Source organism: Neolewinella antarctica (genome assembly GCF_011927835.1).
Classification (GTDB): domain Bacteria; phylum Bacteroidota; class Bacteroidia; order Chitinophagales; family Saprospiraceae; genus Neolewinella; species Neolewinella antarctica.
Genome location: NZ_JAATJH010000001.1, coordinates 1,146,009 through 1,164,693, shown reverse-complemented (window position 1 = coordinate 1,164,693; position 18,685 = coordinate 1,146,009). Strand labels below are relative to the sequence as shown.

Genomic DNA, 18,685 nt, shown 5'->3' with positions numbered 1-18,685 from the left:
TAGCCGGGAGACCCCGTAAATTTAAACACCCATGCACCGAATCGCCGGCCTTCTGCTATTTTCTACGTTCCTTTTTGTCTCCTGCGATGGCCTCGAGCCCGTCGTTGAAACTGATGAAGACGGAACCCGCCACGAGTTTACCGTCGACCCAAAAACGAAGCTCCGGCAGGGTGAACTCCGCGAGTACTTCCCCGACGGTGAGCTGATGGCGGAAGCAAATTACCGCGACGGCGAGCTTCAGGGCCAGCGCAAACTCTACGACGAAGCGGGTAACCCGGTCGTTCTGGAAAATTACGATCAAGGAATACTAAGCGGCGCGTACACGAGCTATGTGGGAGACGGGAAACCAAGTCTGCGCGGTACGTACGTCGACGGTGCCATGAACGGAATCTGGACGGGCTACTACCCCGACGGGAAAATCCGGGAAGTCGTGAATTTTAACGACAATCATGAAAACGGACCCTTCCGCGAGTGGTACCCCGACGGTCAGCCAAAGGCCAGCGGTAACTACCGCGATGGTGACAACGAGGATGGTATTCTCCACCTCTACGCGGAAGACGGTGCCCTCGAAAAAGTGATGTCCTGTGACCTCGGGGCCTGCCGGACAATCTGGACCGCCGACAGCACGACGGCAGCCCCCCCGGGCGTCGATATGCAACTACCCGAATAAAGCCCGTAATGGTAAGTGGTAGTACGATCACCGTCAACCTTCGCCCCCCGCGTGCAGTTCCCACGAACATGAACCCAGCTAGCCTCAGCAAACGCGGGCGAACCGCCGCCACGAGCCCCCTCCGTGCCGACTTCGAACTCTTCGAAGCGGTGATGCAAAACCACTACCACCCGGAGGACAACCCGACCGGTGCCATTCCCCTCTGCATCGCGGAAAATATCCTTGGCTGGGCGCCTTTACGCGATAAGTTTCGAGAAATCGTAGCCGCCAAGACTACGCCGGACTGGGTAGCTAGCTACACGAGTACGCTCGGCCACCCGGAATTTCGCGCCGCGCTGGCTCAGTTCCTGAGTAAGCACCTCGGTGGCGACAGTCTTAACCCAGAAACGATGGCCATCATGGCCGGTGCCACGGCGACCATCGAGATGACGGCCTTTATGCTCGGTGACCCGGGTGACGTAGCCGTCATTCCCGCCCCCGCCTACACCGTCTACACCGGCGATATTGGCAACCGCGCCGGCATGGAGCGTTACGACCTCCACCTAGCGGACTCCGAAGAACATCCCGGATTGTTCAACCTGCGGACCCAGGACCTCGACGCGTCTTACGCCGAGCTCGGGGAGCGTTTCAAACTGCTCATCCTCACCCAACCCAACAACCCCACCGGGCAGGTTTTTACCGAGGACCAGATATTCGACGCCGTCACCTGGTGCGAAGAACGCCAAATTCACTGCGTCGTCAACGAGCTCTACGCACTGTCGCTCATCGATCAAAGTCACCCCGTTATCGCCGACGACTACGGCGACCGCCAGTGGTTCGTGTCCTGCCTTTCCCAACTCGAGCAGCGCCGGTCGGATTATTTCCACTGGTGGTATTCGTTCAGTAAGGATTTTGGCGTTTCTGGGTTACGCATCGGTGCGATGTACACCAAAAACGAAGCGCTCATCAAAGCGTGGGCCAACTACTCCGCGCCCGGGACAAGCTCAAATTACGTCCAGTGGCTACTTACCGAGTTGCTCAACGATGGAGACTGGGCGATCAACTGGATCCGGGAAGAGAACAGGCTCACGGAGAGTTACGTGGAAGTCATCAAAACCCTGCGGGCCTTAGCGATTCCTTATACTCCCGCGGTCGGAAGCCTTTTCGTGTGGTTCGATCTTTCGGGCCGACTTACGGCGGATACGGATGAAGCCTGGGTAGCGCTGTGGGAAGAAGTGTACGACCGTACGGGCCTCTTACTGACGCACCCGCTCGGCATGGGGGCGCGGAAGCGGGGGTGGATGCGGCTGGTTTTTTCCGGGGTGCCCCGCGCCACGATTCGGGTGGCGATGAGGCGGTTTTCAGAGTACTGGCGCAGTGCGGACTAGTTAGGCATGCATTTAGTTGTGGGCGCTGGCGCTGGTGCCGGGGATCTACCGAGATGCAAGGAAGTACGGATTAAGTAGGCTGATTTCGTGCGGTAGTACGATCCGATTGCGACAACCACTATTGCGGAAAACAGTAAAACTATGGCCGCTATTTCAAAAAAAACTCGGCACCCGCCTCCGGGCAAAATCCATCCTTAGTTTACGATAATGCGTCGGGAAGCTAACGTGAGCCCCCGGACGTTCCGCAAATTAGCGACGTAGAGGCCACCGGGGAAATCGCTGACGTTAATTGCGATTTTCGCTTGGTTACCCCGCGCGGAAAACGTTCGCGTAAGCATTTTGCGCCCCGCCGCATTTATCAGCGTCAGGACGTACTGATCGCGTGGCAAATTCGCCACCTCGAACGTTACGGACGCACTAGCGGGATTAGGATAAATCTTGACGAGTGCCTGGCCGGCACCCAGGCCACGAGTAGAGGTAGCCGCAAGCGCCCGTTTGTACGTCATTTCTTCGAACGCACCGGCGTCGTTAGTACGAACCTCCGCAACAGCCTCTTTGCTGTCGTTGTTCCACCAGTAGTACGTGGTAACGGGGGCTTGTGTACCAACATCACCGGCGAGTTCAGGAGCGCTATCCGCGATGATTTGCGTGATGTCGACGTATGGAAATATACTCGATTTTGCCTCGATCTTGAGGTCAATTGTTTCCGTTCTTTTCTCCCGAATCGTGGAGTAAAAGTTATCGCCCAACCTGACCGTTCCGAATGCGTCCACGGAGTCCGTACGTAAGATGGTGGTGGTCAAGCGCAAGAAATCGATTCTTAGGGGCAGATCCGGAAGTAACGCTCGTGCCGCGGCGGGGATGCTGTCGAAGGGGATGACCGTCACGTTGCTCGTCGAGTTTGTCAATACATCGCCCGGTTGCAGGTCCGTGTGCCGTTCGGGCCGGGCGGGGTCAACCGGTGCGCTGATCTCGAATCCGGGGAATAAGTCCAGACTAATTTTTGCGCCAACTATCTTGAACGTGCTTTCCTCAACGACGTAGTAAACACGATTGAATGGATCAATCGTGATGACCAGTGCTGCGTTCGGAAAATCTACATCGTCCGCCACGTCGACGGGGGCGGAGCGCTGGCGGTCGCTCACGGGGTTACTGAAGTCCCACGATAAATCATCGCCACCGGCGAATTGAAAATCGAGCGTAGTTGCCCAGGTGCTATCCGCGACGTTAGTGCGCAGCGTATCCCCGGGAGTTGGGAAATACGCTGACGTCAGTACTTCCTGCGCGGTCAGGGGCAGCGCAAACAGAAGCGAGAGGACGGCAAATGAGCGTACGGACATGCCAGTATTTTAAAGTTCGGAGCGATGGCTAAGGTACGTAAGCGGGCGCGGGCGGACGTTAAGGACCGATTATTTAACGAATCGGGTCCAACCAGCGCTGGGCCGTGGCGTCGTCCCAGCCTTTTTTCTCCTGGTATTCGGTCGCCTGATCATCCTGAATACCGCGCACGGTGAAGTAGGCAGCATCGGGGTGGCTCAAGTACCAGCCACTGACGCTGGAGGCGGGGTACATGGCCATGCTTTCGGTCAGCTTGATGCCGGTCGCGTTATCCGCGTCGAGTAGCTCCCACAGTTTAATTTTTTCGGTGTGCTCGGGGCAGGCGGGGTAACCCGGTGCGGGGCGGATGCCCCGGTAAGTTTCCGCAATGAGCTGGTCGTTGGAGACCGTTTCGTCGGGTGCGTAACCCCAAAATTCCTGGCGTACCCGCTGGTGCATTCGTTCGGCGAACGCCTCGGCGAAGCGGTCCGCGAGGGCCTTGAGCATGATGGCATTGTAATCGTCTCCCGCCGCTTCGAAAGCTTTGATGTGGGGTTCGATCCCGATGCCGGCGGTAACGGCGAAAGCACCGATGTAGTCCTTGTGGCCGCTTGTTTGCGTAGCTACGTAATCCGTCAAGGACTGGTTGGGTCGGCCCGGGGCCTTCTTACTCTGCTGGCGGATGTGGTACAATTCACTCTGCACCTGCGTCCGCGCCTCATCCCGCCAAACGGTGATGGTGTCCGTCAAAGGATCGGCGGTGGCGGGGAAGAACCCGATGACGCCCCGGGCACCGATCCACTTTTCTTTGACCACCCGGTCGAGTAGTTCTTTTGCCTCCTCGAAAAGCGTGGTGGCTTCAACGCCAACGACCACGTCCGTCAGAATAGCCGGAAACTTGCCTGCTAGCCCCCAGCTACTAAAAAAGGGCGTCCAGTCAATGTAGTCGACGAGCTCCGCCAGGTCGTAGCTTTCGAAGACTTTGGTGCCGGTAAACGTAGGCTTGGGTGGGGTGTAACTGGACCAATCCATTTGCAGGTGGTTCGCGCGGGCGGTAGCGATAGGGATGGCTTTTTTACCCCGCTGCTGTTTGGCCCGGTGCACCCGGACGCGCTCGTACTCTGCCGTTATCCCGTCGCGGTAAACTTTGCGATCGGCCTCCTCCCCGTCGAGCAGACTACCCGCGACCGTGACCGCGCGGCTGGCGTCGAGCACGTGAACGGTCGCGCCGCCGGTGTAGGACGGCTCTACTTTCAGTGCCGTGTGCGTCTTACTCGTCGTCGCGCCACCGATGAGAAGTGGCGTGGTCATCCCGCGGCGTTCCATTTCGGCGGCTACGTTGACCATTTCGTCGAGCGAGGGGGTAATGAGGCCGCTCAGGCCAATGACGTCGACGCCGTGTTTCTGGGCTTCATCGAGAATTTTGTTGGCCGGGACCATTACCCCCAGGTCGATGATCTCGTAATTATTACAGGCAAGCACGACGCCGACGATATTCTTGCCAATGTCGTGCACGTCACCCTTAACGGTCGCCAGAAGGATGGTACCCTTGTACTGGCGTCCGGTGGCTACTTCGTGCTCCTCCCCGGCTTCCGCGGCCAGGTCGATCTTCTCTTGCTCGATGAATGGATTGAGGTAGGCGACGGCCTGCTTCATGACCCGCGCCGATTTAACGACCTGCGGCAGAAACATTTTACCCGATCCAAATAGGTCGCCGACAACGTTCATCCCGTCCATCAGCGGGCCTTCGATCACGTGGAGGGGGCGGGGGTATTTGACGCGAGCTTCTTCGGTATCCTCCGTGATGAAATCGGTAATCCCCCGTACGAGACTGTGCTGTAGTCTTTGCTCGACGGTGCTTTCCCGCCAAGCCAGGTCTTTGACGACGGAGCGGCCCCCAACGTTTTTGAGGCCCTCCGCCAGGTCGACCAGCCGCTCGGTCGCGTCGGACCGGCGGTTCAGGATAACGTCCTCTACGGAAACGAGCAGTTCCTCGGGAATATCCTGGTACACTTCGATCAATCCCGCGTTCACGATGCCCATGTCCATGCCCGCGCGAATGGCGTGGTAAAGAAAGGCGGAGTGCATGGCTTCCCGCACGACGTTATTACCCCGGAAGGAAAAGCTTACGTTGGACACACCGCCGCTGATCTTGGCCCCGGGGCAGTTCTGCTTGATGCGGCGGGTGGCTTCGATGAAGTCCACGCCGTAGTTGTTGTGTTCTTCGATGCCGGTGGCGATGGCGAAGATGTTGGGGTCGAAGATGATGTCCTGCGGCGCGAACTTGGCTTCTTTGATCAGCAGGTTGTATGCTCGGGTACAGATCTCCACTTTGCGCGCTTCCGTATCCGCCTGCCCCGTCTCGTCGAAGGCCATCACGATGGCCGCGGCGCCGTAAGCTTTGACGAGCTTGGCCTGCCGCAGAAATTCCGCTTCCCCTTCCTTCATGGAGATGGAGTTGACGATACACTTGCCCTGCACGCACTGCAAACCTGCCTCGATGACGTCCCACTTAGAAGAGTCGATCATGATGGGGAGCTTCGCGATGTCGGGCTCGGCCATGACGAGATTTAGAAAGGTGACCATGGCGGCTTTTGAATCCAGGAGACCCTCGTCCATGTTTACGTCAATCACCTGAGCGCCACCCTCAACCTGATCGCGGGCCACGGCAAGTGCCTCGTCGTAGAGACCGTTCATGACCAAGCGGCTGAATTTTCGCGAGCCGGTGACGTTGGTGCGCTCACCCACGTTGATAAAATTGGTTTCTGGCCGTACGACGAGTGGCTCCAATCCGGAGTAAGTAGAGTACTGGGGTAGGGTAGGGATCTTGCGGACGGGCAGCCCCTCGACGGCACGCGCCATGGCGGCAATGTGGGTCGGGGTCGTGCCACAGCAACCACCGATGAGGTTGACGAACCCGCTCGCCGCAAAGTCGCGGATGTAGGTCTGCATTTCCTCGGCGTCCTGATCGTACTCACCCATTTCGTTGGGCAGGCCGGCGTTGGGGTAAGCGTGTACGTTGCACTCCGCTACTTTGCTGAGGGCGGCCAGGTGAACGCGCATTTCCTGGGCACCGAGGGCGCAGTTAAGCCCAACGCACAGGGGCTTGGCGTGGGCGACGGAAATATAGAAGGCTTCGACGGTTTGTCCGGAAAGCGTGCGGCCGGAAGCGTCCGTGATGGTGCCGGAGATAACTACGGGTAGCTCTCGGTCAATTCGTTGGCGGACGGTATCGAGAGCGAAAAGGGCTGCCTTAGCGTTGAGGGTGTCGAAGATGGTCTCGATCAGGATGAGATCGGCACCGCCATCGGCTAAGCCCTGCATCTGAACGGTATAAGCGTCGGCCAGCTCGGTGAACGTGATGGCGCGGTAGCCCGGGTCATTTACGTCCGGGCTGATGCTCAACGTCCGGTTGGTTGGACCGACCGCGCCGGCCACAAAGCGGGGTTTGGCTGGGTTCTGAGCGGTGTATTTATCGGCCGCTTCCCGGGCAACGCGGGCGGCGGCAACGTTCATTTCGTAGACGATGGCTTCCGTTCCGTAATCTGCCTGGGCAATGGTGGTGCCGGAAAAAGTATTTGTCTCTAAAATGTCCGCACCAGCCGCTAAGTACAGTTCGTGGATCTCCCGAATAACGTCCGGCCGCGTGAGCACGAGGAGATCATGGTTTCCCTTCAAATCGCTCGGGTGGTCTTCAAAAAAACCGCGGCGGTAATCCGCCTCCTTTAGCCCGTAGCCCTGAATAAGGCTACCCATGGCGCCGTCCAGTACCAGAATTCTCTGTTCAAAAATCTGGGCGAGCGTTTGTGCGGACATGGGAGTTGATTGTGGGAGCAAAGATAATCGGTAAGTGAGTAGAGGGTTCTAACTGGTTGCGCGCGATGTGGTTTAGGTGCTGGGTATATACGGAGCGTAACGACGGAATAAATGCCTGACTACCATTAGTATAAGCCCGATGATGGTCGCAGTGGTAGAGGGCGACCCCCTAATGATTCGTGGGAAAAGGGTACCCGTCGGGTGGTGGTTGCGGCGCGAAAACACGGCGGGGGTTAATTGCCGGGCGTTTCCGATTGTACCATTTTGGTTTCCATTTCAGCAATCGAGTATGAAAATTCGCCCGCATATTTGCACTGCCTGGCTTACGTACAGGTATGGGTCTCCTCGGTAGCATCCACTTTTGTGGTTGCCACCGGGAGTTTTATCCGCCGCCCCGTCCACCTTTTGCTGGACTCAAAAAGGGCAACTTTTTCAAGTGGAGCCTCGCTGATAACCAACTTTTTTAGGTCGGTTCAGTGTGGGCTCCTTTTTTGTCGGTAACTTTTTGAGATCACTGCCTCGGGCTTACGCGTTAGGAGAGCTGTTGATGTTGTGAATTTGTGTGATGGTTGAGCACGGTCAAAGTATGAATTCAGGCCTAAGGGCACTTCGCGGTTCAGCATACTGTGCACGTTGTATCTTTGTTGTCGTTCGCCCGCAACAATATTGGGTACGTTGCGCCCGCCTAGTTTCTGATGTGTTTCTACTATTTGCTTTCATTAACCGAGTTCTTTGAGTTCCAGCATTTCGCCGCTTCCGCTTTTCGAGGCCATGTTTGCCGGCCTGTCCCTCCCCGCGATGATCGTGGCGGAGAACAGTAAAGTCGTAGCTACCAACGAAGGAGCCGCAGCACTTTTTGTGATGCCAGTGGAGGAACTCATCGGTCAGCGCTGGGCCGGACTGGACGCCAACTCCACGCTGATCCGGTGGAAAGGCTACTGGAGGCGCATGGGTGAAGGCGAAAAGCTTACCTACGTCACCGACATCGAAACCAGCCGGCAGTACATGCGGCCCATCACGGTTGAAGCCAGGCGGGTGACGGGTGATTACGCCCTGATAACCCTGGCCGATCGGATTGAGCCCGACATTACCGATAACGAAATCGTCATGCTGGCGAAGGAACTACGCGTCGGGCGGTGGTCCTACAACCGGGTCGACGGGCACCTGGAGATTTCATCGGTGTGCCGGGAGCTCATTGGCATCCCCGACGGCCCCGTGAGTAAACTGGAGATCGGTCAACTCATCAGCGCGAAGATGGCGGAAACCGATTTCGTGAAAATGGCTAACGCCGCCACCAAGTTACTGGCCGCTCCGGGAGAAGCCTCCCTCGATTTCGTTATCGAATCCACCGAGCGGACGTCCCTCCTGAATTTTGTTTGCCACTCCATTGGTAACGAGTTGCACGTTACCCACCTCTACGGAATCGTGCGCCGCCGCACCCGCTCCGACGGGCCGGGAAGCGATGAACTCGATAAGTACGCTCAGTTAGCTGCCTTTAGCGTTGATCAGGCCGACGACATTATTTTGTGGACGCAGCCGGACGACTCAGTCGTCTACGCCAATATCGCCGCCTCCCGCCAGCTAGGATACGGACACCTCGAACTACAAGAAGTAGGTTTTTCGGCCCTCGTCGCTGAACGGGACCAGGCTAGCACTGACGACAGCTGGCGGGAGCTACGGCAGCACAAAAACTTGCGGCGGGAGTACTACTTACGCGCAAAAGACGGGTCGGTGTGCTGCGTCGAGGCCAGCGTTAATTACGTGCGCCTGGGTGAGGAGGAATTCGCCTGCATCATCGGGCACGACGCAACCTCCGATAAACTTGCGGCGGAACGCAACCGATTAATGGAATTTTCGCTCGAACGGGCGGACGGTTTCATCGTGTGGGTACGTAACAATGGCGACGTTCATTCCGTAAATAATAACTACCTGGAGCATACCGGATTCACGCCACGCCAGGTCGAAGACATGCAGATCGGCCAGGTTTGTCTTGACGCAAACGTGCTCGACGAATCGACGTGGGATCAACTGCGAACCGGTCAGTCGGTCGCGATGGAAACCAAGATTCATACCGCCAGTGGGGGACAGGTACCCGTTCGGGCAAAAATGAATTACTTCCACCACGACGGTGAAGAGCTTTGCTGTTTGTACTTCACTGACATTAGCACCGAAAGGGACAGGGAACAACAATTGCACTTGGCCCAGACTGCCCTTAATAAAACAGCGGAATGTGTTTTGTGGCTCGACGATACTTACCGAATCAAGTATGCTAACGAAACGCTCCGCCAGTTCCTGCCCTCCGAGATGAATCGTTACCTGATCGGACGCGACGTACTCAGCATACTTCCTGGCCTTGACCGTAGTAAAATCGAAGCGGGCGAAAAACAAGAATTCAGCCTAACGGATAAAGCCGGTGACGTCCACCAAATGCAACTGGGTAGTTCGCTTTTAAATCATAATGAGAATCGTTACTACGTACTCAGCGCTAAAGATCTAACCGCTGGCCAACAGGAGCGAGACGAGTTGGAGTCCGCCTTCACGGAAGTCGAGGTTATGCGCGATCGTCTGCGTGACGAAAACGTTAGTCTGCGGGAGGACAACGATACAAAGTACAACGTCAATAACATTATCACCGTCAGCCGTAAGTACCAGAAGATCCTTACGCAAGTCGGGCAGGTAGCCGACGTGGACACGACGGTACTGATCACCGGCGAGACCGGAACCGGAAAAGAGCTCCTCGCCCGCGCCGTTCACCAGCTCAGCGCCCGTGAAGATTTTCCCCTCATCAAGGTGAACTGCGCCGCGCTGCCGGAAAGCCTCATCGAAAGCGAACTCTTCGGCCACGAAAAAGGCGCCTTTACCGGCGCGATCAACCGTAAGAAAGGACGGTTTGAAATGGCCGACCGGGGCACGATCTTTCTGGATGAGATCGGTGAGCTTCCACTCGACCTGCAGGCTAAACTGCTGCGCGTTTTGCAGGAGGATGAATTTGAACGACTCGGTGGCGAGACGACCATTAAGGTGGACGTGCGTATGATCGCGGCAACCAACCGAGATCTGGAGGATATGGTACGTAAGGGCAAGTTCCGGGAAGATCTGTACTACCGACTCAACGTCTTCCCGATTCACAACCTACCGCTTCGTGACCGACCCGAAGATATTCCCGTACTCATCGAATACTTCACCAAGAAGTACGCGAAACGGCAGGGAAAAAAGATCAGCAAGATCAGCTCGGCGGACATTAAACGCATCTCCACTTATCCCTTTCCCGGCAACATTCGGGAACTAGAAAACATCATTGAACGGTCCGTCGTGCTGTGTCAATCCGATACACTGTCGATAGATTTTGTTCGTAGCTCCCAGTCCGTGACGGCAGGCGGCGAGGCATTTTTATCCTTCGAGGAAATGCAACGTCGTCACATCTTAGACGCGCTGCGCATGACGCGCGGGCGGATGACCGGGCCCACCGGGGCTGGCATCTTGTTGGAAATGAACGATCGGACGCTGGTGAGCAAGATTAGGAAATTAGGTATCGAGAAGCACGAATACTTGCTTTAGGAACGTACGGGGGCTCACGTAGAAAATCCCCGGTCCCGAAGTGTATTTTTAGTAATGTAGCGACACAATAAAGGGGGCAAAATTGCCTCCATCTATTTCGATTGATCGTTAACAACATATACGCCGAACTCGCTGAACATATATAAACGGGTCGCGTATTATCCCCACTAGCCGCTATCGTGCCGCTAACGACCCCTATCGAAACACAAAGTGACAAAAGAGAGAAACCCCATTGAGCAAAATGAAGACTACCTGTCGGATTGGCTGGAAAATAGCGACCGACGCGTCGTCATTCTGGCTTTTACCGCAGCGTGGGTGGGCAGTTTCTTTTTATTTCGGGGCTATCTAGAGGATCTTAAAGAGAAGCACGGCGAGAACGTGGGCTTGCAAATCATTGACGTAGAGAAGTACGGCAGCATTGCCCGTAAACTCGGTGTTTCCCAGGTGCCCACCACAATTTTGCTCCGTAATCACGAAATCGTCGATATGCTCATCGGCACTACCAGCAGAAACAAGCTCTTGGCGAGTGTTAAGCCCTACTTGTAAAGATCGGCCAGCGTGATCAATCGCCGCTAAATTGCTTTTCTAAACCTTTGTCGCAAGAATCAAGTCGGTTTACCCGCTACCGAATTTACTCGGAGGTACGCCGTACTTCTGTTTGAATTTTCGGGAGAAATATCCTCCATTACTGTAACCCACGGCATCCGCCACTTCCGCAATCGACATATTCCCACCGTTGATTAGCAAACTTGCCTGGTTGAGTCGGTGGTCATTCAGGTATCCGTTGATGGTCGTTCCGTAAAGCTGTCGGAATCCTTTTTTCAAAGTTTGCTGGTTTACCCCAACCATTCTGGCCAAATTGGGAATCGTAGGACAGTCGTGCAGGTTGGCGATCAATACCTTTTCCGCAGCGCGAATCAGATTAATCTTATTGACTTCCTTTACCAGGCGGCCGTTCGTGGACTTATGAATGCGCTTGTATTCGTTGAGGAGTAAGAACAGGTTCTCGAAAATCATCGCCGAAGCGTGCGCGCTGTGCAGGAGGCCAACTTCCTGGTGGTCGATGATGCTGTACACCGCGTCTACGGCGGGCAGGTGATAGATATCCTGAAATAAAAAATGATCCTGGTCCGGTTCGTCACCCTTGACCACCCGTAGTAGCTGCGGGGGGATTTGCAGGATCTCACATTCTACCTTCTCGAAAAATACTTTGCGGTGCACCAGGCTCACCATCAGCAGAATTTCTTCACCCGCCGGTAGCCGAATTGAGTATTCATCACCGCCGTACGCTCCGTGGACGGTTGCCTGCAGGTCTTTGACGGTAAAATCTCCGCGTTGGCAGCTTACGTCGACCGCCCCCCGCGCCGCCGTGTAGAAAAAAATGGGCTGCGAGAAATTTCCCCGTAATTTTAGTTCGATCGGTACGCGGAGTTCGCAGTTGAAGATGATCGTATCAAGCCCTTTATCCGTGTGGTAGCACATGACTTTGCCCGTGCCCACGGGGTCACGCAATTCCATGAAGCCCTTCTGACAGTCCAATTGCAGGGGGAGCTGGAGGAGCCGCGCCATTTCCGCTACCATCTCGGTTGCGTCGCTTCTTTTTAGTTCTAGTACCCGGGCGTCTTCCATATCAGTCTTCAAGCTTGCGGTTTAATTCAATGATGCGGTCACGCCAGGGCGTGTATCGTTCCCGTGTTGCGACTAAATATAGGCAATCGGTAACTGCTTTCGACCATTTGGCGCGGCCGCGGGTGCAAGGGTAACGACGCAAAGCAGTGGGGTGGGGCTTTCAGCTACCCGCCAAAAGTCAGGCGTCCCGCATCTCTTACCGTAAGTGATCGAAGCCGCGCGGCTACTCAACTTACCGTAAACCGCTACCTAAATTATCCAAGTATGTTACTCACTACTTTCAGTGGCACCGCCGTGCTGCTGGGCCTATCCGCGCTCGGTATACTCGTGATTGCGTCCATTTTCCTCCTCAAATTCGTTGTTCGACGCCAACGGGCGACGGAGTCCACTCAATCCGTGGACCACAAGCAAGTCTACCGTTACCGCGAGTCCATTCACGGTTTTGCGCTTTGCGTGGCCATCGCCGGCAGCGCACTGGCCATCAACTGGACGAGCCCCGCCCAGGACCAAACCTTTTCCGCAATCACATTTGACGTAGATGAAATTCTGGAATTGACCATCCCCCCAACCGGCACGCCCCCGCCTCCGCCACCCCCGCCACCACCTCCCGTCATTGAGCCAGTCGCCACGGAATTAGTGGAAGAGCCCGAGCCGTTCCAGTCGCTTGATATCGACCCGTTGGAACTGGTTGCGCCTCCGGGGCCACCACTCCACAAAAACCTTGCACCCGCGTCCGCGCCCACACCAGCAGCGCTGCCCCCACCGCCCGAAGACTACGGTAATGGTGACCCGATACTCTTCGTCGAGCACATGCCTACCTTCGGTACCTCGTGCGTCGAGTTAAGCGGCCCCGCCCGCCGCGCGTGCTCCGATAAAGCGCTCTTATCATTCATCTACGAGCACATCAAGTACCCCGCGCTGGCCCGGGAAAACGGCATCCAGGGAAACGTCGTGCTGAGCTTCGTCGTCGAACGCGATGGATCGGTGAGCTCCATCGAGGCACTCCGGGAAGTGGCCGGCGGGTGTACCAACGAAGCCATTTCAGCCCTAAAAGCGATTAATGAGGAGGGCCAACGCTTCACCCCCGGTATTCAAAACATGCAACCGGTCAGGGTAAAATTCACCATGCCGATACAATTCAAGCTCCAGTGACAAACTATTAAAATTTCCTTTTCACTGATAGCCAATAAGATAGGGCCGGCCCGCAAAGAATTATTCCTTTCCCGGAGGGCAAAGACTTGTCTATGTGAATCTGCCGGCCCTATATTTGCGCAGCATTTGAAAAATGGCAACGGTAAATGATCGCTGCTTTCGGTGTAAATAAGTTTTGGTCTGGTAGTTCAGTTGGTTAGAATGCTGCCCTGTCACGGTCCCGACTTAGTCGGGACGGGTTCGAGGCTCCTTCAAATTAACACAGACACATACGGTGACGATGGTCACCGATTCAAGAATTTAAGCTACCGGTCTGGTAGTTCAGTTGGTTAGAATGCCGCCCTGTCACGGCGGAGGTCGCGGGTTCGAGTCCCGTCCAGACCGCACAAGAGCCACTCCTTCGGGGGTGGCTTTTTGCGTTTTAGTAAATGAGCTTCGTGTACATTCTTTACAGCACTGGAATTGAAAAATACTACGTCGGCTACACGAAAGACTTGGACGGAAGAGTACTAAATCACCAGACAGACGAAGGTGGCTGGACAAGTGGCAAAGGTCCGTGGGAACTAAAGTATTCCGAAGCCTACGAAAGTGATACAGCAGCCAGGAAGCGGGAGATCAAGCTAAAGAAGTCAAAGAATCAGCGCTACTTGAAGTGGCTCACGGAGAACGGGCCGGGTAGTTCAGTTGGTTAGAATGCCGTCCGGTCACGGTCCCGACTTAGTCGGGACGGGCACGAGTCCCGTCCAGACTGCTAAAGCCGCTCCCTTGGGAGCGGCTTTTTGCGTTTTAGTAAATGAGCTTCGTGTACATTCTTTACAGCACTGCAATCGACAAATACTACGTCGGCTACACCAAAGACTTGGATAAACGAGTACTGACCCACCAGACGGACGAAGGTGGCTGGACGAGCGGCAAAGGTCCGTGGGAATTGATGTATTATGAGTGTTACGAAAGTGATACGGTAGCCAGGAAGCGGGAGATCAAGCTAAAGAAGTCAAAGAATCAGCGCTACTTGAAGTGGCTCACGGAGAACGGGCCGGGTAGTTCAGTTGGTTAGAATGCCGTCCGGTCACGGTCCCGACTTAGTCGGGACGGGCACGAGTCCCGTCCAGACTGCTAAAGCCGCTCCCTTGGGAGCGGCTTTTTGCATTTTAGTAAACGAGCTTCGTGTACATTCTTTACAGCACTGGAATTGAAAAATACTACGTCGGCTACACGAAAGACCTGGACGGAAGAGTACTGACCTACCAGACGGACGAAGGTGGTAAAACAAAGTAGCCTCACAAAGCATGTTTGCGGGGCTACTTCCACGTTGCCTTTTCTTTCAATTGATGTTACGGCAATTTTTTACCACATCGTAAGAAGCACAAACAAGCAAAGCGCAACGGTGGTATAGAGCTACGTCGAATTCCCGTCTGCTGCTCTTTTGTGATTTCGTGTTTGTGTGGCCTAATCCGGTTGGGTTAAGATTGGTCAGTAGCTATTTAAGCAACCCACCAAGTCCACCAAGCAGGCCACCGCCACCGCCTTTATCGCCACCACCCAGGAGTTTTCCCGCCTGCCCCAGTAGGCCACCCGTGTCCATACCGAGTACTCCCATCAATGAGCCGGCATCAAGTCCGTCAGAGTCGCCCGCCTGTTGGGTGGCTCCACCGAGCTTACTCATGATCATTGGTAGGGCCACGCCCGCGATGGTGCTGGCAATTCCACTGCTGAGACCCAGTGAGGAGGTGAGTTTAGAAACGAAAGAGCCCGCGATGCCCTTGTAAACAAGATTGTTGACGAGGTCGCCACCACCGCCACCGGTTGCGGATTTCAACATTCCCAAAATGCCGTCGACGTTACCGCTAGTTACGGCGCCCGTGAGCCCTTCGGTCACGGAATCTTGCGCCAGCGGAATTGCTTGCTGAGCCTGGCCCAAGTCAAGACCGGTCTTTTCGGTGATGGCGGAAGTGATTTGGCCCTTAACGGCACCCATAATGGAGTCTAACATTCGTATGCTTTTTGTGAGGGCGGGAGCCCCCGATTTGGTGTAATTTTATCGTCTCCGCTCAAGTTATCGAATAATGAGCATTCGTGCAACGGGTAGTTTGTGCGGGGCAACGTCAGGAGACTTACTCGTCCAGAAGGGAAGCTAACGCAGCGATCATCTCACTGAGGTCACTTTCCGCCAGTTCACCGTTGTCGGCCCAGATCGCATCTGATTGGTAGAGCTCGGCGGAAGTCAGCACACGAGCGTTCAACGCGGTTAGCGACCACAGCAACGACTGCATTGCTCGCGCCCCACGTGGTGGACCGGGCGTGAACGTCATGGCGATGGTGGGCACGGCATTCAATTCGCCACTGGAGGCTAACCAGTCCAGCGCGTTCTTGAGTACACCCGGGATGTTGTGAAGGTAGGCTGGCGTGCAGACGATGACCGCCTCGGCTACCCCGACTTCTCGCCGCCATCGCGTCACAATTTCTGGAATCGGACTTTTGTCTAACGCCGGCTGGAATACGGGCAAGTCCGCCAAGTAATCAGCACTTTTGTAAGCACTTGCGGGGTCAAGTGCCGCGAAGGCATCCAGTAATCTGCTGTTGGCGCTGGCGGGGTGGGGGCTGCCCGAAACGAGTAATCGCATGGCTAGTCATTGTCGTCGTCATTATCGGAAGTCCCCTCCTCCTCCAGCTCACTGGGGTCAATGTCCGCTTCTTCGATTTCCTCATCGTCGTCGTACTTATCCTCGTACGATTCCCGCGCCTCGTCGTAGAGGTTACCGTCTTCGTCGTAATCTTCGTCGTCGTCGATGATCAGCAAGGCCTCCGTTTTGGTCATCCGGACGAGGTAGTATTTTTCTTCCGTTTCGAAGGGTAGGGCGGAAGCAAGGCTACCGTTGATGTCCGTAAAGCGGATCAGGTTTCCGGCGAACCCCTCGGGGTAGGCTAGCTTTATTTGCTCCACAATGGAGTCATCGAGTTTTTCGTAGCTCTTGATGACGCGTGGTTTCGAGGTTGACATTTGTGGTCTGTTTGTTGGTATTTACGCAGCTTTGCCGCTCACGTAATTCGCAAAGTTCGTTGCTTGCAACCGCAATGTAGTAAAGCTGATTTGAATTTAAAGTCGACCCCAGCCCCGAAATTAAAATACCCCCGCCACGTTCAACGCGGCGGGGGTATTTGGTGGTGAAGACGACGGAAATTATAATCCAGCGGCCTTCTTGTGGTCAGCCAGAAATTTGGCTAAGCCATTATCGGTCAGTGGGTGGTTCAGGAGGCTTTCGATGGCGCTAAGTCCACAGGTAACTACGTCGGCGCCGGCTTTTGCGGCATCGACGATGTGTTTACCGGAACGAATGGATGCGGCGAGAATCTCCGTATCGAAACCCTGCACGGCGTAAATCTCGGCGATGTCACTAATGAGCGTCATACCGTCCCAACCAATATCGTCGATGCGGCCGATGAAGGGGCTGACGTAGGTGGCGCCGGCTTTTGCGGCGAGAATAGCCTGACCGGCGCTGAAGACGAGCGTACAATTCGTCCGGATGCCCTGGCTACTCGCCCACGCGAGTGCTTTGACGCCGTCCTTGATCATCGGAATCTTTACGACGATGTTGTCGGCAATCTTTACCAATTCTTCCGCCTCCTTGCGCATCCCCTCGAAATCGGTGCTAATTACCTCCGCGCTGACGTCACCGTCGGTGATGTCACAGATTTTCTTGTAGTGCTCTCTGACGTTTTTGTCGCCACTGATCTTTTCCTTAGCCATCAGGCTGGGGTTAGTCGTTACGCCGTCGAGGATACCGAGAGCTTCGGCTTCTTTAATGTCATTGAGGTTGGCCGTGTCGATGAAGAACTTCATTCTTGGAATATTTATGGGTGGTTTCGCGGCGGTCTAATTCAGTCCGCTGTAACTGCAAACGTAGGAGTTGCACCGATGTTTCCTGGCCTTAAAGGTAGTGGAAACAAACTTTGCTTTAAATTTACCATAAGCAAGGGGGCGCGGTCCCGATAGCTATCGGGGGTGCCGGGTAGATCAGGAAGAAGAAGCGAAATTCATAGGATTATCTACCGCGCCATCACGTATAAGGGTCAGTAGTGTTACTGTGGTTCCCCTCCCGGAAAGACCAAAACTGTCCCCGACAAATTCTTGAGGGTGAGAGCCGATCGCCAGCGTGAATCGACGTGACGCACGCCTAAAGTACGTTCTTAGCTATTGTACTGATAACTTCTTCCAGAAAGCGTTCTTCCCAGACGAAGGGAGCCAAATCCTCCAGGCCCAATACCGCCACCGCCGCCTCCAGCTCTCCGCTGCGGGAACCGTCGAAGCAGAAACTTTTGCCTGCTTTCCGCAAGTACTTCTCCGGGATCAACCCGATCAGTTCCGAGCCAGTGACGCGCGCGCCAATACTGGCGGCTAAGTTGACGGCCGTCAGGTAAACCCGGGCGAGATCCGTCTTATCGGCGTCCACGATATTGCAGCTGATCTGGCAAATGCCAAAATTTTCTAACCGCCAACCAATTGCTTTGAGCCCCGGGAACAATCCCGGCGTACCCATGACCCCACTGCCCCGGAGTCGGCCGGCAAGCTGTTTGGCGACTGCGAGCGGTACTTCCGGAGCGAGGTTAATGTTCCAGGCAATGAGGTATAGCCTGGCCCCGAGCACGGTAGCACCGAAGCGGTCGTTGCGAGGCGGTCCGAAATCCGGTGCCCACCCGGGTAATTGAGCCTTGCGGCCAATCCCTTCGTACTCCCCCCGGCGGATATCGGCCAGGTTCGTGCGGTGTTTCGCCGAAGCACTGTTTTCGTAGAGGTAGACGGGTATCCCTAGCGCTGCTCCTACCCGTTCCCCCAGCACCCGCGTCCGCGCAACCAAATCCTCCGGCGTAACGCCCCGAATGGCCACGAAGGGGCAAACATCTACCGCCCCGACGCGCGGGTGTGCACCTTGGTGAACCCGCATGTCGATCCGCGCGGCCGCCACCCCATAAAGCAAAAACGCCGCCTCGAACACCGCGTCCGGCGTGCCCGCAAATGTGAAGACCGTCCGGTGAGCACTGGGGCCGACGTCGCGATGAAGCAAGTGACAGCCCGCTACGGAAGAAATAGCTGCGCTCATCGCCGCGAGCACCCCCGCATCACGTCCTTCCGACACATTAGCGATGCATTCAATCAGTTGTTCGGGCGGTGCCATAT

At 55.6% G+C, this 18,685-nt stretch carries 16 protein-coding genes and 1 tRNA gene; 9 read left to right on the top strand and 8 right to left on the bottom strand.

Annotated elements, in window-relative coordinates; genetic code table 11:
• The first annotated feature begins 31 nt into the window (after positions 1 to 31).
• Entirely contained in the window at positions 32 to 670 is a 639-nt protein-coding gene (locus tag GGR27_RS04680; RefSeq protein WP_168036210.1) for a toxin-antitoxin system YwqK family antitoxin, read from the top strand.
• 68 nt (positions 671 to 738) lie between these two features.
• Positions 739 to 2,037, top strand: coding sequence for an aminotransferase class I/II-fold pyridoxal phosphate-dependent enzyme (locus GGR27_RS04675; protein WP_168036209.1), 1,299 nt, complete (start codon positions 739 to 741; stop codon positions 2,035 to 2,037).
• A gap of 194 nt (positions 2,038 to 2,231) precedes the next feature.
• On the opposite strand, the gene GGR27_RS04670 is transcribed toward GGR27_RS04675, so the two are convergent.
• Both GGR27_RS04670 and metH read right to left on the bottom strand, forming a co-directional pair.
• A complete protein-coding gene (locus GGR27_RS04670; RefSeq protein WP_168036208.1) occupies positions 2,232 to 3,377 on the bottom strand; it encodes a T9SS type A sorting domain-containing protein in 1,146 nt (381 codons plus the stop codon).
• A 73-nt stretch (positions 3,378 to 3,450) separates the two neighbouring features.
• The gene (metH, locus tag GGR27_RS04665) at positions 3,451 to 7,170 is read right to left on the bottom strand and encodes a methionine synthase (protein ID WP_168036207.1); all 3,720 of its coding nucleotides are present in this window, start codon (positions 7,168 to 7,170) and stop codon (positions 3,451 to 3,453) included.
• A gap of 732 nt (positions 7,171 to 7,902) precedes the next feature.
• Here metH and GGR27_RS04660 point away from each other — a divergent pair.
• Together GGR27_RS04660 and GGR27_RS04655 are read left to right on the top strand one after the other, a co-directional pair.
• Positions 7,903 to 10,728, top strand: a complete 2,826-nt coding sequence (locus tag GGR27_RS04660; protein WP_168036206.1) for a sigma 54-interacting transcriptional regulator — start codon at positions 7,903 to 7,905, stop codon at positions 10,726 to 10,728.
• A gap of 210 nt (positions 10,729 to 10,938) precedes the next feature.
• Positions 10,939 to 11,274, top strand: a complete 336-nt coding sequence (locus GGR27_RS04655) for a thioredoxin family protein (RefSeq protein WP_168036205.1) — start codon at positions 10,939 to 10,941, stop codon at positions 11,272 to 11,274.
• 69 nt (positions 11,275 to 11,343) lie between these two features.
• On the opposite strand, the gene GGR27_RS04650 is transcribed toward GGR27_RS04655, so the two are convergent.
• Entirely contained in the window at positions 11,344 to 12,357 is a 1,014-nt protein-coding gene (locus tag GGR27_RS04650) for a helix-turn-helix transcriptional regulator (protein ID WP_168036204.1), read from the bottom strand.
• A 264-nt stretch (positions 12,358 to 12,621) separates the two neighbouring features.
• On the opposite strand from GGR27_RS04650, the gene GGR27_RS04645 reads away from it, so the two are divergent.
• From GGR27_RS04645 to GGR27_RS20240, 5 genes are all read left to right on the top strand, one after another.
• Positions 12,622 to 13,509, top strand: coding sequence for an energy transducer TonB (locus tag GGR27_RS04645; protein ID WP_168036203.1), 888 nt, complete (start codon positions 12,622 to 12,624; stop codon positions 13,507 to 13,509).
• A 310-nt stretch (positions 13,510 to 13,819) separates the two neighbouring features.
• Positions 13,820 to 13,893, top strand: a tRNA-Asp gene (locus tag GGR27_RS04640).
• A gap of 44 nt (positions 13,894 to 13,937) precedes the next feature.
• Positions 13,938 to 14,201 (top strand): GIY-YIG nuclease family protein, encoded by a 264-nt coding sequence (locus tag GGR27_RS04635; protein WP_168036202.1) that lies wholly within the window; start codon positions 13,938 to 13,940, stop codon positions 14,199 to 14,201.
• A gap of 101 nt (positions 14,202 to 14,302) precedes the next feature.
• Positions 14,303 to 14,566: a GIY-YIG nuclease family protein gene (locus GGR27_RS04630; RefSeq protein ID WP_168036201.1), complete on the top strand. Its 264-nt coding sequence runs from the start codon at positions 14,303 to 14,305 to the stop codon at positions 14,564 to 14,566.
• Positions 14,567 to 14,676: 110 nt separating this feature from the next.
• Positions 14,677 to 14,787, top strand: a complete 111-nt coding sequence (locus tag GGR27_RS20240) for a GIY-YIG nuclease family protein (protein WP_168036200.1) — start codon at positions 14,677 to 14,679, stop codon at positions 14,785 to 14,787.
• 202 nt (positions 14,788 to 14,989) lie between these two features.
• On the opposite strand, the gene GGR27_RS19800 is transcribed toward GGR27_RS20240, so the two are convergent.
• From GGR27_RS19800 to ftcD, 5 genes are all read right to left on the bottom strand, one after another.
• On the bottom strand, positions 14,990 to 15,502 hold the full coding sequence (locus GGR27_RS19800; RefSeq protein ID WP_209037871.1) for a DUF937 domain-containing protein: 513 nt from the start codon (positions 15,500 to 15,502) through the stop codon (positions 14,990 to 14,992).
• 121 nt (positions 15,503 to 15,623) lie between these two features.
• On the bottom strand, positions 15,624 to 16,133 hold the full coding sequence (locus tag GGR27_RS04615; protein ID WP_168036199.1) for an NADPH-dependent FMN reductase: 510 nt from the start codon (positions 16,131 to 16,133) through the stop codon (positions 15,624 to 15,626).
• 2 nt (positions 16,134 to 16,135) lie between these two features.
• Positions 16,136 to 16,510 (bottom strand): hypothetical protein, encoded by a 375-nt coding sequence (locus GGR27_RS04610; RefSeq protein WP_168036198.1) that lies wholly within the window; start codon positions 16,508 to 16,510, stop codon positions 16,136 to 16,138.
• 180 nt (positions 16,511 to 16,690) lie between these two features.
• Positions 16,691 to 17,350 carry a fructose-6-phosphate aldolase gene (fsa, locus tag GGR27_RS04605; protein WP_168036197.1) on the bottom strand — a complete coding sequence of 220 codons (660 nt, stop codon included), beginning with the start codon at positions 17,348 to 17,350 and terminating at the stop codon, positions 16,691 to 16,693.
• A gap of 334 nt (positions 17,351 to 17,684) precedes the next feature.
• The gene (gene ftcD, locus GGR27_RS04600) at positions 17,685 to 18,683 is read right to left on the bottom strand and encodes a glutamate formimidoyltransferase (RefSeq protein WP_168036196.1); all 999 of its coding nucleotides are present in this window, start codon (positions 18,681 to 18,683) and stop codon (positions 17,685 to 17,687) included.
• Positions 18,684 to 18,685: the final 2 nt, after the last annotated feature.